Raw genomic sequence first — 18002 nt, forward strand, 5'->3', positions numbered from 1 at the left:
CCGGGGAGGCCGAGTGAAAGCCATACGCTCCCCGGAGAACGGGAGGATAGCAATGCGGGATGGAATACAACCGGCCGAGAAAACCCGCCGTAAGCAAGCGGCGAAGGCGATTTCTCTGTTTCTCCAGCCGATGACGGCAGCCGCGATCCTCTATGCGATCGTGGCTTGGAATGTCTCCGGAGGCTGGGAGGCGGCGGGTTATTTTTTGATTGGAGTGAGTTTCATCGCAGTCGGACCGGCGGTTCTGATCCTTCTCCTTAAACACGCCCGCATGATTTCGGATTTGGATCTGAGTGACCGGCGGGAACGGTTCAAACCTTATCTCATGTTCGTTGGGCTCAATACCCTCTCCTTGGTCATTTATGTGCTTGAGGGGGCACCGAAGCCCTTGTTGGGGGTCACCGCGAGTTATGTGACGGTCACATTGGCCGGGGGAATCATTTCCAACTATTGGAAAATCAGCATGCATCTGGCCGGTATCGCCGGTCCGGTCACCGCCCTGACCATGGTTGTCCATCCCCTGTTGGCTGTTTTTTATCTTCTATGTGTCCCGGTAGGCTGGGCCCGCCTGTTTTTGAACAAGCATACGGTTCCCCAGGTCATCTGGGGCAGTCTGTTTTCAGCTGCTTTGACCATGACGGTGATTTCCCTCATCCTATAACTTCACCGTTCCGAAACCGGAAAACATCAATGCCGAGCGCTTCGTACACCCGAATCAGGATTTTTGAGGACTTGATCACGTTGCAAAAAACCATCGTACCATTGCGCCGGCCGCGACTCGCCAGTGATCCTCTGATCAGAGAACGGTGGATTCACGGAGAGCATGGTAATTCCGCCTTTCGTCTTCCTGCCGGGGCCTCTCCATGAATCAGCTTGGAATCAAACGATTATGGTCTGGTTTTGAACAGGTCGCAGACGCGCTGCGCCGGGCTTCTATAGTCCATTGTTCCATTCCTTTTTCCCTGCGGCCGCTTTTAGCCTGTGTGTTGGCCCACCGGCTTGGGCGTCCGGTCTTCTACGTTGCCTTGAATGAAGAATGGAAACGCAAGGCCTTCAAACAGGCGGAGAGTTTGCGTTTCCTCTTCGGGGTCGGGGATCTTTCGGTCAATATCGGAGACTTTAGCGAGGAATGGAGCGATGTGCTCTGGCAACGGAGCCTGGTTCCCGGAAAACCCGTGGTCTCCATCCTTGGCGCGGACGACATCAGACGGGAAATCGTTGATCTGACATCTTTTGAAGAGCGGTCACTACTTTTTACCTCCGGTGAAGAGCGGAAACGGGAAGAGGTGCTGGACGGGCTTTTCCGGATGGGATACGAGCGTAAAGATTTTGTCTGGGAACGTGGCGAGATGGCCGTCAGGGGAGAAGTGCTCGATTTTTTTCCACCCGACGCCGAAATGCCCCTGCGCACGTACTGGTGGGGAAACCGACTGGAAACAATCCGGCGGTTTCATCCCGAAACTCAGCGGACTGCCGACACCATCCAACGGATTTTGGTTCTGCCCCGCAGCGGGAGTTTCCGAAAAATTCCCCTGCTTGGTTTGCTTCGCCGGGAATCCGCCGTTCTTTTTTGGGACGGGGCCTATTTTGAAACGACTCTTTTTCGGGATACGCTTCAGGTATTTACCGGACTCTCCCCCTACAAAGACACTGTTACCGTGGACCTTCCGGCCGGCAAACCGCCCAGTTTTCAGGGAAATATCCCCGCACTGGTCGAATGGCTGAAAGCTGAATACTGGACGAAGGTATTCCTGGTCCTTCCATCGGAAAAGCTTGAGTTGATGAGAGAATGTTTGAGCGAAGAACAGGTTGCTTTTACCCGCCGTCCCGAGGATGAGGAGCGAATTGTTTTGTTTGAAGGGTATCCGTCGGAGGGTTTCCTCCTTGACGATGAGGGTATCGCCGTCCTGTCGGCCACGGAAATTTTTGGGACGGAAATACAGTACCCCAGGACCAGAAAATCTTCTCCCCCTGATCCGAATCTGTTGAGGAATATCAAACCGGGTGATTACCTCGTTCACGAAGAACACGGTATCGGAATTTATCGGGGCTCGAAAGAAATGTCTTTGCAGGGGATCCGGAAAGCCTATATCACCATCGAATATGCCGCCGGTGACCAACTCCACGTTCCGGTGGAGAGTCTCTTCCTGGTCCAGAAATACGTGGCCTCCGGGGATACTTTACCCCGGATGTCCCGATTGGGGAAGGACGAATGGTTGAAGATCAAGCAGCGGGTGAAGAAATCGGTAGAAGAGGTGGCCCGTGAACTCCTCGACCTCTACGCCCGCCGTCAGATCGAACACGGACATGCGTTTCCCCCCGATGAATCCTGGGCCAGAAAACTGGAACTGTCATTTCCTTTTGTTGAAACTGCCGATCAACGCCTGGCGATTGACGACGTCAAACGGGATATGGAATTACCCCGCCCCATGGACCGGCTGGTTTGCGGAGATGTGGGGTATGGGAAAACGGAAGTAGCAGTACGGGCTGCCTTCAAGGCGGTTATGGGCGGGAAACAGGTGGCCGTTTTATCGCCGACCACGATCCTGTCCGAACAACACTATGTCACCTTCAAGGAACGGCTGCGGAGGTTTCCGGTTAGGGTGGAAGTGCTCAACCGCTTCAAATCGCCGCCTGACCAGAAGCGAATCCTTGATGAGATAGCCCGGGGTACCGTGGATATCGTGATCGGGACTCACCGGCTCCTTTCCCGGGATATCGCCTTTCATGATCTCGGCCTTTTGGTGGTGGACGAAGAACAGCGGTTTGGCGTAATGCATAAGGAACGCCTGAAACGGTTGAAAGCCGCAGTCGATATCCTGACGCTGACCGCTACCCCGATCCCCCGCACGCTGTATCTGTCTCTGATCGGAACCCGCGATATCAGCATTATCGCTACGCCTCCCCAGGGGCGCAAGGCGGTACATACCCAGGTGTTACCCCGGAAAGCCTCCACGATCCGCGAAGCGGTTGAATATGAACTCAATCGGGGTGGGCAGGTGTTTTATGTTTGTCCACGGATTCGGGAATTGTTGCGGGTCCGGGAAGAATTGGAGGTCATGTTCCCCGGAGCGTCTATGGCTCTGGCCCACGGCCGGATGTCCGGGTCGGAATTGGAACGGGTGATGGAAGGGTTTTACGAAAGAAAAATTCAGCTTCTCCTGTGCACAACCATCATTGAGATCGGCCTTGATGTGCCCAATGCCAATACCTTGATCGTTGATCCGGCCACCTTGTTCGGCCTGGCGCAACTCTATCAGCTCAGGGGACGGATCGGCCGGTTCGATCGGGACGCGTTCGCCTACTTTTTCTACCCGTCCCGATTGACCTTGGAATCGCGGGAAAGACTGGAGGCGATCCTGGAGTATTCGGAACTCGGATCTGGTCTTAAACTGGCGACCCGGGACATGGAAATCCGGGGAGCGGGGAATATTCTCGGTGCCGAACAGCACGGATTTATCCAGGAAATTGGATTTTCTTTATATACCAGAATGATTCAGGATGAGATCGCCCGGTTAAAGGGTGAAGAACCGGATACTTTCGGGGGAACCAGCATTGCCTTGAAGGAGGAGGCGTTCATTCCGGAAAGTTATATGGATGAAAGCGAGCGGTTCGGAGCCTACCAGAGGATACTTCGTCTGCGGGAGCCGTCCGACGTCGAGGCCCTTCGGGAGGAATGGGAGGACCATAGAGGGAGGATTCCTCCGGAAGCTCTGAAACTCCTCAACATTGCAAAGCTGCGGGGTTATGGTAAAATATCCCAAGTGGAGAGCATCGAGGAAAGGGACGGGAAAATCTTTATGTTTGGCTCTCTCGAGTGCTTGGTTCGTTTGAGTGAAGCGAGCAAGGAACGAGGGGTGAAAGGGACCTTGGCCCAGCACCAAGGCCGTACCGCCTTGAAAATCCCGGTAGTGGGAATTGACCGGCTGCTTGAGATATTTGAAGGCTTCAAAGCATCAACCGGGGAACGAGGAACGGCGAATGGATGAGAAAAGCACGGAAGTGCTTTTCCGGGAACTCCTGGAGACAGTTGATATACTTCGCGGGGAAGGAGGCTGTCCCTGGGATCGGGAGCAAACCCGGGAAACACTCAAACAGTTGATGGTGGAAGAGGTGTACGAAGCGCTCGAGGCCATCGATCGGCAGGATGACGCCGAATTGATGGAAGAGTTGGGGGACATGTTGCTGCACATCGTCTTCCATGCCCGTATCGGGCAGGAAGAAGGTTCGTTTACCATGGCTGATGTTCTTCGGACCATTGTTTCCAAAATGAAAAAACGGCACCCGCACGTCTTTGGTTCCGAGGCGGTAGCGGGGGTTGACGGAGTCCTGGTGAACTGGGAAAGGATCAAGGGAAAAGAAAAGGAACGAGAGAGCATGCTCTCTTCCCTCCCCCGTCATTTGCCCGCTCTGGTGTGGGCCAATGCCATCCAGAGTCGGGTCGCCCGGGTAGGCTTTGACTGGAAGAACGCTGAGGCCGTGGCCGACAAGGTCGAGGAGGAATGGAAGGAACTCAGGGAAGCCTGGCGATCCGAGGACGGGAAGCGGATTGAGGCCGAATGGGGGGACCTGGCCTTTACGCTGGTCAACCTGGCCCGTCATCTGAAGGTGGATCCGGAAGAAGCGTTGCGGAAAACCTGCCATCGTTTTAAGGAACGGTTTGCCATGATGGAGGGAGCAGTCCGCCGGGAAGGAAAAAACCTGGTGGACGTGTCGTTTGAGGAGTTGGATAAATTATGGGACAATGCCAAAGAGAACCTGGACCCCAAAAACTGGAAATCGACCTGAGACGGCTTCAGGAAAGAATCCAGGTTTTACTCCCCCTGATTCGCGGGTGGAATCCGGATGTTCTGGTGGCACTTAACCCGGATGGCTTGGTTATGTCCGGCCTTTTGAACCGATACCTTCAACGGGATGTGGAGGTTCTGAACGTCGGGAAAAGGAATGGCGAATACACTCTGCTTCTCGGTCACCTGGAAGGACTCGCCGGCAAGCGGGCCCTTTTGGTAGCCGGCCGGCTCACCGACGAATCCTTGTGGGCTTTTGTCGAAAGCGCTCTACAGAAACAGCAGATTTTGTCGGTATGCCGGTTGATCGCCTTGGGCAAGGGTGTTGAATATTCCTGCTTTCCGGAGTATTCTGAAGATACGCCGCTTCCCTGGGAAGACCGTTGAGGCTGGACGTATTTCTTCGTAATTCACGATTGATCAAGCGCCGTTCTCTCGCTCAGACGGCCTGCCGGAGTTCCCGGATCATTATTAACGGAAAACCGGCTAAACCAGCGACTGATGTCAGGGAGGGGGATGAGATAACGATTGTTTCCCCGACCTGGAGAATGCGGGTGAAAGTCTTGTGTCTCCCCAGCCGTCCGGGAGGGGGGGATGTCATTGAAGTTCTCGAGCAGGAACGGGTGGAGGAAGGCTAAGAAAAACAGGAGGGGGCTGAGATAATGCGGGTTGTTTTTCCTGAAGCCGGTATCGAGGTGGCGGTGGAGCTGGAAACAAGCCCTTTGTCAGAGAAAATCCAGAAAGGGCTTCCCGTTTCGGCTCGTGTGGATACTTGGGGGAAGGAAATATATTTTGAGATTCCGGTAAGAAGCGATATTGTCAATCCACAGGAAACAGTTCGACCAGGTGATGTCGCATACTGGCCGCAGGGAGCCTGCCTGTGTTTCTTTTTTGGAGCGACACCGGCCAGCCGTACACCGGATGAAATACGGCCGGCTAGCCCAGTAGAAGTGATTGGCCGAATAAAGGGCGATGTGAAAATCCTGGAAACCATTCCCTCCGGAACCCGAGTGGAGGTTTACGATCAGTGAACGAGAGAAAAGGGGGTAATTGATCCTTGAGTACGATATTCGATGTAAAGGCACGCGAAATACTCGATTCCCGCGGGAACCCGACCATTGAAGTTGATGTGACTTTGGCCTCTGGCGCCTTCGGCCGGGCCGCCGTTCCCTCCGGTGCTTCGACCGGTACTTTTGAAGCGGTAGAACTCCGTGATGGTGACAAGTCCCGGTATCTGGGGAAGGGCGTCACCAAAGCGGTTGCAAATGTCAATGAGATCATCGCACCGGAGATTATAGGCCTGGATGCGGTGGACCAACCCTCTCTCGATCGCATGCTTATCGAACTCGACGGCACACCGAACAAGGGTAAGCTCGGTGCCAATGCTATTCTCGGCGTCTCCCTAGCCACTGCCAAAGCTGCGGCGGAGTATGCCGGTCTTCCACTCTACCGATACTTGGGCGGAACGAACGCCCGGGAACTTCCGGTACCGCTCATGAACATCCTCAATGGAGGAAAACATGCCGACAGCGGGGTAGACATTCAGGAATTCATGATCGTTCCCTCGGGAGCCAAGTCGTTTTCTCAAGCACTGCGGATGGGCGCGGAAGTGTTTCACAATCTGGCCAAAGTCTTAAAACGGCGGGGGTATTCGGTTTCGGTAGGAGACGAAGGAGGCTTTGCGCCGGCCCTGCATTCTTCCGAAGAGGCCCTCGACGTCATCATCGAAGCTGTCCAAATCGCTGGTTACGAGCCGGGAGGCGACATCTACCTAGCCCTTGACTCGGCGGCCAGTGAACTCTACAAAGATGAAATCTATCTGTTCGAGCGGGAGGGGGCTCGCAGAAACATTGATGAGATGATAGAATTTTACCAGAACATAGTGGAAAAGTACCCGGTCATTTCCCTGGAAGACGCCCTGGCCGAAGATGACTGGGAAGGCTGGAAAAAGTTGACGTTTGCCTTGGGCCGTAAGGTCCAACTGGTCGGAGACGACCTGTTCGTGACCAATCCGGAACGGCTGGCCCGGGGAATCAGGGAGCACTGTTGTAATTCAATTCTTATCAAGCTCAATCAAATCGGATCGCTTACCGAAACACTCGATACCATCGAGAGGGCGAAACGGGCAGGGTATACCTCGGTCATTTCCCACCGGTCGGGGGAGACCGAGGATGCGACCATTGCCGATTTGGCGATCGCGACCAATGCCGGTCAGATCAAAACCGGCTCGCTGTGCCGTTCGGAGCGGATTGCCAAGTACAATCAACTGTTGAGGATTGAGGAAGAGTTGGGCAATGCAGCCATATATCGGGGACGAGAGGTCTTTAAAGTCCAGGGGTATTAGGTTTTTCTGGAAGAAGGTCCTGATCGCGGCTTTCTTTGCAGTCTTTCTTTTTGCTTGGAGTATCGGTTTTACCGAGAGGCTGGTCGACTATCACCGGGTCACCCGCAGTCTCGAAGAGATCCAGAAGCGGGAATGGGAACTTAAGGAAGAGATTGCCCGTCTCCGACAGGAACAAGAAAACCTGGAGGAAGACTGGTATATCGAAATGCAGGCCCGGGACCGCCTGAACCTGGTTAAACCTGGTGAAGTGATCATCAGGATGGTTGATCCGGAATGATCGGCGCAGATGAGAGAGGATCCTTTCAAATACTAAAGAGGAGGCTTACCATTCGTATCCATGATCGAAGTTGACAGCATTGTGGAAGGTACCGTGGTTGGCATTACGAAGTTCGGGGCTTTCGTTGAGCTTAAGGATGGCAAGAAGGGTCTGGTTCATATCTCCGAGATCTCCAATCAGTATGTGAAAGATGTGGCCGAACACCTGAAACTCAATGATAAGGTTCGGGTGAAAGTCATCAGCATCACCGATGACGGAAAAATCGACCTTTCCATCAAGCGGTTGAACGAAGACGAGGAATATATGGAGAAACTCAACCGCAGCAAGCAGAATTTCGAGCAGAAAATGAGTCGTTTTCTCAAGCAAAGCCAAGAGAAAATAACCGATCTGAAACGCCACCGGGAAAACAAGCGCCGTCGCTGAACAGCCGCCAATGAGTAGGGGAATGGCCTGACCCCCGATGTGGGGCGCCTTCCCCTACTCGTTTTTATCCTGTCGCAGAGCGGAAATTCTCTGCCGTTCCGTGAGCGGTTGCCCGTCCTTGTCGACTACCCGCAGAATACTATCCCGCAGGCGGGTGATGACTGTACCCTGCGCTTCCGGATTGCCGGACAGGTGCGGAGCGTCAAGAAGGCCGGTTTCCACCGCGCGGGCCAGGGTTTCCGGCGAGGTCCAGGGGTCTTCGATGCCCGGCGAAGCGATCTCCCGGATCGTTTCGAGGATCAGGCGCGCTTCCTCTTTTATGCGTTTTTTGTGTTTCTGAATAAAGGGGTCTTGGTCAATCCGCGGGAGCCCAATCAGTAGATCGGACAGAACGCCCTGCACGATCCGGGCGCTTTCCACCACCTCGAGTGAACAGGCGATATGATTCGCTTCACAAAAACCGACGACGTGAATGATGTCGGGAAAGAGGTGTAGACCCAAAGCGGTGGAAGCGGCCAGTTGTCCCTTGGCTATATCCAGGTTGGGCGTGAAATGGGAAAGTCCGGCCCGGATCTGGGTGAAGACATTGAAACCGGGGTCGGTGAGTTCCCCGAGCAATTCCTGTTTGGCCAGCATTTTGGCCAGATCGGCCCGCGGGGAGATACCAGGCGGGGTGTTGAACATGTACTGGGCAACATAGTGGCGAGCCCCGAAAGCCTTGGCCTGGTAGGCCCCGAGGAAAAAAGCGGCGGCGGCTACCGAATCCGGCGCGTCCCGCAGGCTCCACTGGTGCGCCTCGTTCACTTCCAGGGGAATACCGAGGTTGATGTAGGTGCGCATCGCCTCCTGGTTTTCCTGGATCGCTTGAACCAAGGGTCGGGAAGAACGGCCGTCGAGTGTGCTGTACCAGAAGATAGGGACTACGCCCCAGGCGATATGTATGGTTTCGGCAAGCAAGTGGGCCCACTCCCGGAGATGGTTGGTGCCGCTGTAACAGCGGAGTAGCGGATAATTTCCCCGCCGGGAAGCCCGGTAGATACGTTCCAGGTCCTCTCTGGTCCGCAGCGGAACCCCTCCGGCCCCGTTTTCGTCGCTGCGCATGTTTTCCGGCTCGAAGAAGAATTCCTGGGCATTCTGATCCGGTCCCAGGGAAATGATGTCGACCGCCTTCTCATCAGCGATTCGCTCTACGCCTAACACGGTCTCCTCAACGGTGGGGACTCCGAAATGGTGGCGGAGCAGGGGAAACGGCTTTTTTGCCGTGACCCGCTCGGGAAGAGTGGGAGGATATTTTGCTTCGAAGGGAATACCCTTTCCTTTTTCAGTCAGGCTGGCCAGGATGTCGTCGAACGGTTCCCCACCGGTGAAAATAAAATCGAAAATTCCGGCATTGACCGCCGCTTGCCGCAGCGCCGGAGGGCAGCTCAAGATCAACGGGAAGGTGCCGGCGAGGCGTTCCCGTTCCAGCCCCCTTTTTAACTCTCTGAAGAGAAGGGTAGCGGCGTCTTCGCTCAAACGGTAACCCACGATCATCCGTTCGGGATGTTGAGTTTTAGCTTGAGCGACGATAGATTCCACCGGGACGGAGGGCCCCAGAAAGACCGCGCGGTAACCGTGTTCTTCGGCCAGCGTCAGAAACCGGTAGATCCCCACCACGTGGACATCGTTTCCCAGTGAGGCGCCAATGATCGTTTTTTCCCTCATACTTGGACCTCCTTAGCCTCTTCCATCACTACCAGTTCCCGGATTTCCTTGACGCTCAGATTAGCGAGACCCAGTTTCTCCACGGTCCTTCCCTCCCGCCAGTAATCCCGCTCATGAAGTAGACTGGCGAGATGGATCATGTTGTCGATGGTAGGGGTGGGGATCCCGAGCATTTTCCCAAAGGAAGAAATGGGGACCAGGCTCATGGGAACGTCTTCGATTATGTAGCGGGTGTAGATGGTGGATGGTGCCTGGATGCCCCGATAACCGGAGTTGTTCTGGATCGCCTCATAGAGGTTGCGGCCGTGAGCGTCGTAGGCCGAGTAGAGCCAGTCCCGGGCGGTGATGGCCCGTATACCCAGCCCTTCGGCAACCTTGACCCGTTCCTTGTCCACTTCGGCCAGGATCAGGGATGTCGCCGGGGTAATACCCTCGATGTAGTAGTCGAATCCTCCGTGGGTGCTCTCGATGCGGGCGGCGTTCAGGATGGTGAGAGTGGGATGAAAGACTGCGCCGATATTGTTGAAACTCGTTTTCAGGATATTGTCTTCGGGCAGGAACTGGGGAAGGGCCTTACGCAGGGCCTGGACCACTTCGACCGTTTTGTAGGCGGGCAGGGCTGCGACGGGAATGGAATTTTTCACCCGGAAAATCTTCACTTGGGCGGGCCCGGTGATCCGGCTGGCGAAGATAAAGGTTTGGGCTTCGGCGATGATCACCCGGGCCTTGATTTCCTGCTCTTTCAGGATCTGCCTGACCTCGAGCGCCCCTCCCGTACGGCCCGGATTCAATACGATGATCTGTCCGTCCTCGAGAACCGGTCCCAGGTTTTCGGCCATGTAGCGGTGTCCATAAGCCGGGACGACCACCATCAGGATCTGGGCGCCTTTGATCGCTTCGGCGATGTTGTCGGTGACGATTCCCAGTTGGGCGAAACCCTGGATTTCCCCCTCCACCTGGATACCGCCCATCATCCGGACGGAATTGATCCGTTCGTACGTCCGGTTGAACAGATTTACGTTATATCCTTTCAGGGCCAGGTAACCGGCCAGCGCCTGCCCGCCGTGTCCGGCGCCCAGAACGGTGTAAGTCACGTTAGTTGTCATGGCGGCCTCCCACCCGTTCTTCGGCGATGGTCAGAAGCCGGCGGATCATGTCCTTATAGTCGATGCCCCCGGCCTGGCACATCTGGGGAAAGGCGCTGTATTTGTAATAGAGCAGAGGGAGGGAATTGATCTCGAAAAAGAAGGGGATATTTTCTTTCTGATTGAAAATCAGGTGAAAGGAGGCATAATCACGCATGTTCAGTTCATTGAAAATGCGGATGACCATGGTTTCGAGCATCGTTTTCTGTTCCTCATTAAGGTCAGCGGGGCAGAACACATCTTTGACGGAGCTTTGCAGTACCTGGGAATTTTCATGTCGGACTTCCAGGATGGGGAGCATACTGAGCTGTTTGCCGTTTCCCCACAGCCCGATCACCATCTCCCGGCCCTCCAGGTACTTTTCGATCAGGACTTTTTCTCTGGTCAATTTGTGAAGGGCCTGTATCTTGGCCATGAGTTCGTCCAAATCATTGGCCACCGAATCGCTGGTAATGCTGGGAAAATGGGTTCGGAAACGGGGTTTGATGATCACCGGGAAGGTTTGACTTTCCGGGACCGGGTCGTCCGGCAACAAAAGAAAGGACGAGGGGCTGGGGATTCCGATGCCCCGCAGGGAAAGCTTGATCAGGGAACGGTCCAGGCATAAGGAATGCACAGTGGAGTTGGAGCCCAGATAGGGAATGTGGGTCGCGTCGAGGAGAGACGGCAGAAAGGCCTGATCGTAGATTTCCGATACTTTGACCGCCAGGTTGAACACCAGGTCGACCCGGCTGGGGTCCAGCGACTCCACGAATTGGTGGATCGGCTGATCCATGTTCAGGCTCCCCACCTGGTATTCCTGATCTGTAAGTGCTTCCTCGATCAGCGACAGGGTTTTACCTTTGAGGTTGTTTCGGGCTTGGTAAAGGGCTTTTTCCCGTTCATCGAAGATTGTCTCACTGTACGCAATCCAGATATTTTTCAACGCATTCACCACCTTCGCTCACATTGAACTTTTCCGGTTTTTGCCCTTGTGTGTGGCTTAAGTTTTCCGGATATAAAGATGTAACGCCTACTGCTGCGGATATGCTTCGATTGTCTACTGCGTGTGTGGCTTCAGTTTTCCGGATATAAAGATGTAACCGAGCATCTCTCCTTCCGCTCCCAAAAAAAAATCGCGAAACATGAAGCCGGGAGGAGGAGAAGCGGGATAGGCTTGGTCGGCTTATGAAGGAATAGCCCGGTGTCATGATCCTGGGATTTGATTCTGATTTTCTGTTTCCCGGTCCAGGACCTTCCAATACAAAAATGGGGAAGGACCACGACAGATCAGTGTATGTGCGTATTGTAGCATGAATTCGGAAGTTTTTCCGAGGTATTTTACCAACTGGTAACTCAGCGACTCCCCATACCGCGGATATGGGTTAGCTGGCAACACGCGTGGCACGGGTGCCGCCGGGCACAGACTCTGTCGGCTTTGCCTGGGAGACCCGGTTTGCTATACTTATGCAATGAACGGCGCCAATGGAATCAGAACCCCATTCGGTGGAGCAGCCCGCCTTGCCCCGGACAAGGTCAAAAATCAGGAGCACGAACGGTATATGGCCTTCGCCCTCCGGGAAGCGGAAAAGGCTTTTCGGGAAGATGAAGTACCGGTGGGGGCCTGCCTGGTCTTGAAAGGTGAGGTGGTAGCCCGGGGACACAACCGGCGAGAGCGGAAAAACCAGGTCATTTCCCACGCTGAAATCGAGGTACTCCAGAAAGCCGCCCGCCGGCTAGGGAGTTGGCGTTTGCCAGACGCGGTCCTGTACGTGACTCTCGAGCCGTGCCTGATGTGTGCCGGGGCGATTCTTCAGGCCCGTATCCAGACGGTGGTCTTCGGGACCCGGGATCCAAAAGGCGGGGTGGCCGGAAGCGTCATCGACGTGTTCAGCACGAAGCTCTTTAATCACCGTACAGAAATAATCGAGGGAATCTATCGGGAAGGGTGTAGCCAAATCCTACAGAAATATTTTACAATGAAGCGGCAGCGTGGAGAGGTGGCTGAGTCTGGTTGAAGGCGCTCGACTCGAAATCGAGTGTGCCGAAAGGCACCGTGGGTTCAAATCCCACCCTCTCCGCCAAGTTTCCCAACCGTCTTTTTTAGAAAATGACTTGTGCATCTTTTCCGGGGTTTCTGCAAGTATGTCCATGGCGTCAGGAACATCGGCCAGGATTCTATAGATCTGATGGGTCAAAGCTCGGGGGGGGTGTGGCCAGACCTTCTTTAACTGGGTAGGGAAGGTCTCTTGTTCCTGCTGGGGGATAGGCAGCAGGAGGGGGCAAAGAACAGGAACCTGGCAAACCCTGCCAGCTGGCCCCGTAAACACCTTGGGCTGGCCGGCTTCAACCTTGCTGGGCCCTAGACCACGAGCCCCCTCGGGGCCCCTCTCCGGCTTTGCCTCTTTCAAACCAGAGGGGGAAGTCCCTTCCGATTCAAAGATCTTGTTGCCCCCCTCCCTCCGGGGTAAGCTCCTGGAACACCGCACTGGTTCTCCGGATCCCCCTCCTCTAACAGATCTTTTCAAGAGACCCCCGGGGACTCCTTTTCCCAGGTGCTCGGTCTTAGTTCAAAACGTACCGCGCCTCCAACTCTTCCCGGAAACTCTCAAGATTCTGGTAGTGGAAAGCATGCATGCCCGACATTCGGGCGGCTTCAACATTGGCCGGTGTATCGTCGATGAACAGGCACGTGCAGGCCGAAAGGGCAAGACGAGACAGACAAGTTAAGAAAATCTGCGGATTCGGTTTGACGATTCTTTCCTCACAGGAGAATACCAACTCGTCGAAAAGGGTAAACCAGGGAGCTTGCGGCCGCAAGGCGGTAAGGAGATCCGGGGTGATGTTGGATATCACTGCCATGGTCGAGATTGAACGGCGCAGATTGACCAGGAAAGAGACCATGTCCGGATCAATCACTGACCAGCTTCGGACGTCCAGATCCCGAAGTTGTTCCACAGCCTCTGCGGTGAGGCTCACCCTGTGCGTGTCCGCGATCTTTCGCCAGAATTCTCGATAATCGATGGCGCCGGCATCATAATGATCCCGGAACATGGAGTATGCCCGGGTAAAATCATCCGGGGCAAGATCGAAAATAGCGGCCATGTCCGCTACCCGCTTACTATCCTGTTTTTTACTGATCACCCCGCCGTAGTCGAAAACCAGGCATTGGAGATGTATCTTCATCTTCGATCCTTTCTCCGAAAAAGTAGCTTCCAAAATAGAATACCATATCTGTGACCATGGGAGATCTCCTAAATACCGCTGAAGAAGATTCGAATTCGCAAAAAATAACGGATATACCAATTACGTATTGGTTCGAGCGTTTTTCGCTCTCTGTCTATATTGTATAATGAAATACTGATGGAGAGCCGGCTGTTCACGGTGGCCGAACTGTTTTTATTTGTGCGGGAGACGGAAATGACAGGGGGCGTGATTGTACCATGTGCGGCATCATTGGGTATACCGGAACGAAGCAGGCGTTACCGGTACTCTTGAACGGATTGAACCGACTGGCCTATCGGGGCTATGATTCAGCCGGGGTGGCCGTAGAAGAGGATGGGCGCTTGATTACCGTTCGAGCGAAAGGCAAAGTGAGTGAACTGGAACGGGAATTGGTTGGAACCGCATATGAATCCCAGCGAGGAATCGGCCACACCCGGTGGGCGACCCACGGAATTCCCTCGGAGCACAACGCTCATCCGCATATGGATTGCACCAAAAAGGTGGCCCTCGTTCATAACGGCATCATCGAGAATTATCTCGCTCTCCGGCAGGAATTGGAAGACGGAGGCCATGTCTTTTCCTCCGAAACTGATAGTGAAGTCTTCGTGCACCTCTTGGAAGGGTCGGGCCTTCCGCTTGAGCGATTATTGAGGGCAGCCGGCCGTCTGCGGGGTTCTTTCGCCTGCTGTATCCTGTTTCAAGAAGAGCCGGGGATACTGTATGGCGTGCGCATGGCCAGCCCGCTCCTCATCGGGATCGGAGAAGGGGAAGGTTTTCTGGCTTCCGATATTCCGGCGATTCTGGAATACACCCGGCAGGTCGTCTTTCTGGATGATGGTGAGGTGGTCCGATTAAGAGCCGGGAGTTGGGAAGTCTTCGATTTCTGCGGGAACCGACGTGGTTCAAAGTCCATCTTTACCGTTCCCTGGGATTTGGTTCGGGCGGAAAAGGGGGGTTTCAAACATTTCATGGTCAAGGAAATCTTCGAAGAACCGGCCGTGTTCGAAGATGTTTTGGCTGGCCGGGTGAATCCCCTCCATGGGGTGATCAGACTCGAGGAACTGGACGGTTGGTCGAGGAGTTGGGAACGGGTGGTGATTGTAGCCTGTGGGACGGCCGCCCACGCCGGAATGCTTGGCAAGCACTTCATTGAACGGTACGCTCGGATACCGGTTGCAGTGGAGTATGCCTCCGAATTCCGCTACCGGGAACCCCTGATCGACGAACGGAGCCTGGTCATTGCCGTGTCCCAGTCCGGAGAAACTGCGGACACGCTGGCTGCGGCTGAGCTGGCCCGGAGGAACCATGCGCCGGTTTTGGCGATATGTAATACAATAGGTAGTTCTTTGACCCGCTTGGCGGAGCGGGTGCTGTTTACCCGAGCCGGACCGGAGATCGGTGTCGCTTCGACCAAAGCCTTTCTGGCCCAGATGGCGGTTTTTCTCCTGATGGCTCTGTTTCTGGCTGAAAGGAACCCGGAAAAGGGGAAAGAGGAACGGGGGGCTCTCCTGCGGGAACTCTTTATGATTCCCCGGCGACTTCGTGACCTCTTGGAAGACGCACCGAAGATTCAGGAGCTGGCCCGCCAGTATTACCAGTACCGTCACTTCCTCTACCTGGGACGGGGTGTATACCATCCGCTGGCTTTGGAAGGTGCCTTGAAACTCAAGGAAATCTCCTATATCCATGCCGAGGGATTGTGTGCGGGGGAGATGAAACACGGGACCATTGCCCTGGTCGAACCGGATGTGGCCAGTCTGGTCTTGGTCGGACAGGGAGAGAGCCGGACGAAAATCCTGGGAAACCTGGAGGAAATCCGTGCTCGACAGGGGAAAGTCCTGGCTCTGACAACTTCGGGCGACCGGGAGGTTGAGAACAAGGCGCATCACCTGATCGAAATCCCGGATGGTTCGGAAGATCTCTCCCCATTCACGGCCATTATTCCTCTCCAGTTGTTTGCCTATTATGTCGCCGTGGAAAAGGGATGTGATGTCGACCAGCCCCGCAATCTGGCCAAGAGTGTGACCGTCGAATGAACCGGCCGTTCAAAAACTGGCTGACCTCGTTGCCTACCAGAATGGATCGGTGGTTAGCAGGACGGTCCTGGAACAACCGAGCGGCACCGTGACCGTTTTCGCCTTCGATCAGGGCGAAGGTCTCAGCGAACACACCGCTCCCTTCGATGCCCTGGTAAACGTGATCGATGGGGAAGCGGAGATCACGGTAGCGGGAAAACCCTATTCAGTCCGTTCGGGAGATATTTTGATCATGCCCGCCGGTGAACCGCATGCCCTGCGGGCGGTGGCACCCTTTAAAATGGTCCTGGTGATGATCCGCTCCTAAGTTGGCCGGTATACAGAGTGAACGAGTCGGCTGCCAATCTGTTGGCGTCTTGCTGCCGGAACGATTTGCGCCTGGCTCAGGAGAATGAACTCGTTTCGATCGCCTTTCCGGACATCTCTGCCGGAGCCTTCGGGTATCTGCTCAAAGAAGCGGGGGGGGGCGGCGTTTCGAACCGCAATCAAGGAGGTAACCTGTCTAACACTTGCAAAAAATCCGTTTTATCCTCTAAAAAGATAAGGAGAATCAATTTCCCATGATGAAATTCTGGTTTATTACCTCGTTCATCATCCTCACGATCATGGTCGTTTTTCCGGTTTTGGCTATTTCGGCCGTTTCCGAGGCGGTCGTGAAAATTTACGCGGTGTACAACACCCCCGACTACTCCAATCCCTGGAACATGAGTGGGCCGCGTTCCCGAACCGGATCAGGGGCGATCATCGAGGGTAACCTCATTCTTACCAACGCTCATGTGGTCAGTGATGTCACGTTCCTACAAGTGCGCAGGCACGGGGAAACACAGCGGTATGCCGCCCGGGTGGCTGCCGTCTCTCATCAGTCCGATCTGGCCCTAGTCGAAGTGGAAGATCCGGTCTTTTTTGACGGGGTAGAGCCGCTGGCTTTTGGAGGTCTACCCGAAACCCATCAGGAAGTGAAGGTCTATGGTTTTCCCCTCGGGGGGGACAGCTTGAGTGTCACCCGGGGTATCGTTTCCCGGATCGAACACCGTCCCTATGTACACAGCTCGATCTCTCTTCTGGCCGGTCAAATCGATGCAGCGATCAACCCCGGATCAAGCGGGGGTCCGGTGATTGTTGAGGACGTCATCGTAGGGGTGGTGATGCAGGGGATTCCCCAAGCCCAGAATATCGGGTACATGGTCCCCTCGCCGGTAATCGATCATTTTTTAACCGGTGGGCGGGATGGTGTATACCATGGCTTTCCATCGGTTGGGTTTCTCGTGCAGGCCATGGAAAACCCGGGTATGCGCTCGGCGTATCGTATGAAGGAGGGCCAGAGCGGTGTACTGATCACCAGGACGATTCCCGGGTCTCCCGCTGACGGCGTACTCCGCAGCGGCGATGTCCTGCTGACCATCGGCGGTTTTCCGGTGGCCAACGACGGATCGATCGAGTTCCGGCACCGGGAATGGACCAGCTTGAGCTATGTCGTGCAAAAAAAACAGATCGGAGAAACGATCGGGATGGAGATTCTCCGGAATGGAATTACCCACTCGCTGGAATTGGTCTTGCACCGGTCTATGGACGAAAACTGGCTGGTTCCCATGGAGCGGTACGAAACCGATCCGACTTATCTTATTTATGGAGGTATTGTCTTTTCTCCATTGAGTAAAGATCTCTTTGGCATTTGGGGTCCCGACTGGCCTGCAACCGCCCCGACTGAACTTCTGGTGCATCTTTTCAACAATGTTCCCCGGGTGGACGGGGAACAGGTGGTGATTGTATTGCGGGTGCTGGCCGCCGATGTCAACCAGGGTTACCAGGAGATAACCGGTTGGATCGTAGATCGGGTCAACGGAGAAAAAATCTGGAATATGAAGGATCTGGCTCGCATGCTGGATGAACAGGATGAAAGATTCTACACGATTCTGGAGAACGACCAGGGCCAACAAATTATCCTCGATTCTCAGAAGGCCCGGGACAATCATGCCCGGATCCTCGCAACCTACCGGATTGCGCGGGACCGTTCTTCCGACCTGGTGGTCGATCAGAGCGAGAGTGTGACAGAAGAGGAATCGATAGTTAATTACTGAACAT

The 18002-nt window shown here is 54.7% G+C and carries 17 protein-coding genes and 1 tRNA gene; 14 read left to right on the top strand and 4 right to left on the bottom strand.

Annotated features, from left to right (window positions below; translation table 11 throughout):
- The 9 genes from VLH40_05670 to VLH40_05710 form a co-directional block, all read left to right on the top strand.
- On the top strand, positions 1 to 661 hold a 661-nt coding region (locus tag VLH40_05670), incomplete at its 5' end, for a hypothetical protein (GenBank protein HSV31497.1).
- 202 nt (positions 662 to 863) lie between these two features.
- Positions 864 to 3989: a transcription-repair coupling factor gene (gene mfd / locus VLH40_05675; protein ID HSV31498.1), complete on the top strand. Its 3126-nt coding sequence runs from the start codon at positions 864 to 866 to the stop codon at positions 3987 to 3989.
- Positions 3982 to 4788 (top strand): nucleoside triphosphate pyrophosphohydrolase, encoded by an 807-nt coding sequence (gene mazG / locus VLH40_05680; GenBank protein ID HSV31499.1) that lies wholly within the window; start codon positions 3982 to 3984, stop codon positions 4786 to 4788. The genes mfd and mazG overlap by 8 nt, the downstream gene beginning before the upstream one ends.
- Complete coding sequence (locus VLH40_05685) at positions 4737 to 5174, top strand: hypothetical protein (GenBank protein HSV31500.1); 438 nt, start codon at positions 4737 to 4739, stop codon at positions 5172 to 5174. The genes mazG and VLH40_05685 overlap by 52 nt, the downstream gene beginning before the upstream one ends.
- A complete protein-coding gene (locus VLH40_05690) occupies positions 5171 to 5425 on the top strand; it encodes a S4 domain-containing protein (protein HSV31501.1) in 255 nt (84 codons plus the stop codon). Before VLH40_05685 ends, VLH40_05690 begins: the two co-directional genes overlap by 4 nt.
- A 24-nt stretch (positions 5426 to 5449) precedes the next feature.
- Complete coding sequence (locus tag VLH40_05695; protein HSV31502.1) at positions 5450 to 5818, top strand: cyclophilin-like fold protein; 369 nt, start codon at positions 5450 to 5452, stop codon at positions 5816 to 5818.
- Positions 5819 to 5844: 26 nt separating this feature from the next.
- Complete coding sequence (eno, locus tag VLH40_05700; GenBank protein ID HSV31503.1) at positions 5845 to 7131, top strand: phosphopyruvate hydratase; 1287 nt, start codon at positions 5845 to 5847, stop codon at positions 7129 to 7131.
- Positions 7082 to 7408 (top strand): septum formation initiator family protein, encoded by a 327-nt coding sequence (locus VLH40_05705; GenBank protein ID HSV31504.1) that lies wholly within the window; start codon positions 7082 to 7084, stop codon positions 7406 to 7408. The genes eno and VLH40_05705 overlap by 50 nt, the downstream gene beginning before the upstream one ends.
- Before the next feature lie 60 nt (positions 7409 to 7468).
- A complete protein-coding gene (locus VLH40_05710; protein ID HSV31505.1) occupies positions 7469 to 7831 on the top strand; it encodes a S1 RNA-binding domain-containing protein in 363 nt (120 codons plus the stop codon).
- A gap of 54 nt (positions 7832 to 7885) precedes the next feature.
- Here VLH40_05710 and VLH40_05715 read toward each other — a convergent pair whose 3' ends face one another.
- Genes VLH40_05715 through VLH40_05725 form a run of 3 tightly spaced genes read right to left on the bottom strand, consistent with a single transcriptional unit; the run spans position 7886 to position 11605 of the window.
- Positions 7886 to 9535, bottom strand: coding sequence for a hypothetical protein (locus tag VLH40_05715; protein ID HSV31506.1), 1650 nt, complete (start codon positions 9533 to 9535; stop codon positions 7886 to 7888).
- On the bottom strand, positions 9532 to 10641 hold the full coding sequence (locus tag VLH40_05720; protein ID HSV31507.1) for an NAD/NADP octopine/nopaline dehydrogenase family protein: 1110 nt from the start codon (positions 10639 to 10641) through the stop codon (positions 9532 to 9534). Before VLH40_05720 ends, VLH40_05715 begins: the two co-directional genes overlap by 4 nt.
- Positions 10631 to 11605 (bottom strand): hypothetical protein, encoded by a 975-nt coding sequence (locus VLH40_05725; protein HSV31508.1) that lies wholly within the window; start codon positions 11603 to 11605, stop codon positions 10631 to 10633. The genes VLH40_05720 and VLH40_05725 overlap by 11 nt, the downstream gene beginning before the upstream one ends.
- Positions 11606 to 12131: 526 nt before the next feature.
- Between VLH40_05725 and tadA the strand changes: the two genes are divergently transcribed.
- Both tadA and VLH40_05735 read left to right on the top strand, forming a co-directional pair.
- Positions 12132 to 12677 carry a tRNA adenosine(34) deaminase TadA gene (gene tadA / locus VLH40_05730; protein HSV31509.1) on the top strand — a complete coding sequence of 182 codons (546 nt, stop codon included), beginning with the start codon at positions 12132 to 12134 and terminating at the stop codon, positions 12675 to 12677.
- Positions 12654 to 12743: transfer RNA gene (locus tag VLH40_05735), tRNA-Ser, on the top strand. The genes tadA and VLH40_05735 overlap by 24 nt, the downstream gene beginning before the upstream one ends.
- Before the next feature lie 481 nt (positions 12744 to 13224).
- Here the strand turns inward: VLH40_05735 and VLH40_05740 are convergent.
- Entirely contained in the window at positions 13225 to 13845 is a 621-nt protein-coding gene (locus VLH40_05740; protein HSV31510.1) for an HAD family phosphatase, read from the bottom strand.
- A 257-nt stretch (positions 13846 to 14102) separates the two neighbouring features.
- Between VLH40_05740 and glmS the strand changes: the two genes are divergently transcribed.
- The 3 genes from glmS to VLH40_05755 all read left to right on the top strand — a co-directional run bounded on the left by glmS (position 14103) and on the right by VLH40_05755 (position 17998).
- A complete protein-coding gene (gene glmS / locus VLH40_05745) occupies positions 14103 to 15920 on the top strand; it encodes a glutamine--fructose-6-phosphate transaminase (isomerizing) (protein HSV31511.1) in 1818 nt (605 codons plus the stop codon).
- 49 nt (positions 15921 to 15969) lie between these two features.
- Positions 15970 to 16227: a cupin domain-containing protein gene (locus VLH40_05750; GenBank protein ID HSV31512.1), complete on the top strand. Its 258-nt coding sequence runs from the start codon at positions 15970 to 15972 to the stop codon at positions 16225 to 16227.
- A 253-nt stretch (positions 16228 to 16480) separates the two neighbouring features.
- The gene (locus tag VLH40_05755) at positions 16481 to 17998 is read left to right on the top strand and encodes a serine protease (protein HSV31513.1); all 1518 of its coding nucleotides are present in this window, start codon (positions 16481 to 16483) and stop codon (positions 17996 to 17998) included.
- The last annotated feature ends 4 nt before the right edge of the window (positions 17999 to 18002 follow it).

It is taken from the genome of Atribacteraceae bacterium (genome assembly GCA_035477455.1).
In the GTDB taxonomy this organism is placed as follows: Bacteria; Atribacterota; Atribacteria; order Atribacterales; family Atribacteraceae; genus DATIKP01.

Bases quoted from the DNA above. Each gene is read 5' to 3' on its own strand.
- mfd (HSV31498.1), top strand. From the start codon at position 864: ATGAATCAGCTTGGAATCAAACGATTATGGTCTGGTTTTGAACAGGTC.
- mazG (HSV31499.1), top strand. From the start codon at position 3,982: ATGGATGAGAAAAGCACGGAAGTGCTTTTCCGGGAACTCCTGGAGACA.
- VLH40_05685 (HSV31500.1), top strand. From the start codon at position 4,737: ATGGGACAATGCCAAAGAGAACCTGGACCCCAAAAACTGGAAATCGAC.
- VLH40_05695 (HSV31502.1), top strand. From the start codon at position 5,450: ATGCGGGTTGTTTTTCCTGAAGCCGGTATCGAGGTGGCGGTGGAGCTG.
- VLH40_05705 (HSV31504.1), top strand. From the start codon at position 7,082: ATGCAGCCATATATCGGGGACGAGAGGTCTTTAAAGTCCAGGGGTATT.
- VLH40_05710 (HSV31505.1), top strand. From the start codon at position 7,469: ATGATCGAAGTTGACAGCATTGTGGAAGGTACCGTGGTTGGCATTACG.
- VLH40_05715 (HSV31506.1), bottom strand. From the start codon at position 9,535: ATGAGGGAAAAAACGATCATTGGCGCCTCACTGGGAAACGATGTCCAC.
- VLH40_05720 (HSV31507.1), bottom strand. From the start codon at position 10,641: ATGACAACTAACGTGACTTACACCGTTCTGGGCGCCGGACACGGCGGG.
- tadA (HSV31509.1), top strand. From the start codon at position 12,132: ATGAACGGCGCCAATGGAATCAGAACCCCATTCGGTGGAGCAGCCCGC.
- VLH40_05740 (HSV31510.1), bottom strand. From the start codon at position 13,845: ATGAAGATACATCTCCAATGCCTGGTTTTCGACTACGGCGGGGTGATC.
- glmS (HSV31511.1), top strand. From the start codon at position 14,103: ATGTGCGGCATCATTGGGTATACCGGAACGAAGCAGGCGTTACCGGTA.
- VLH40_05755 (HSV31513.1), top strand. From the start codon at position 16,481: ATGATGAAATTCTGGTTTATTACCTCGTTCATCATCCTCACGATCATG.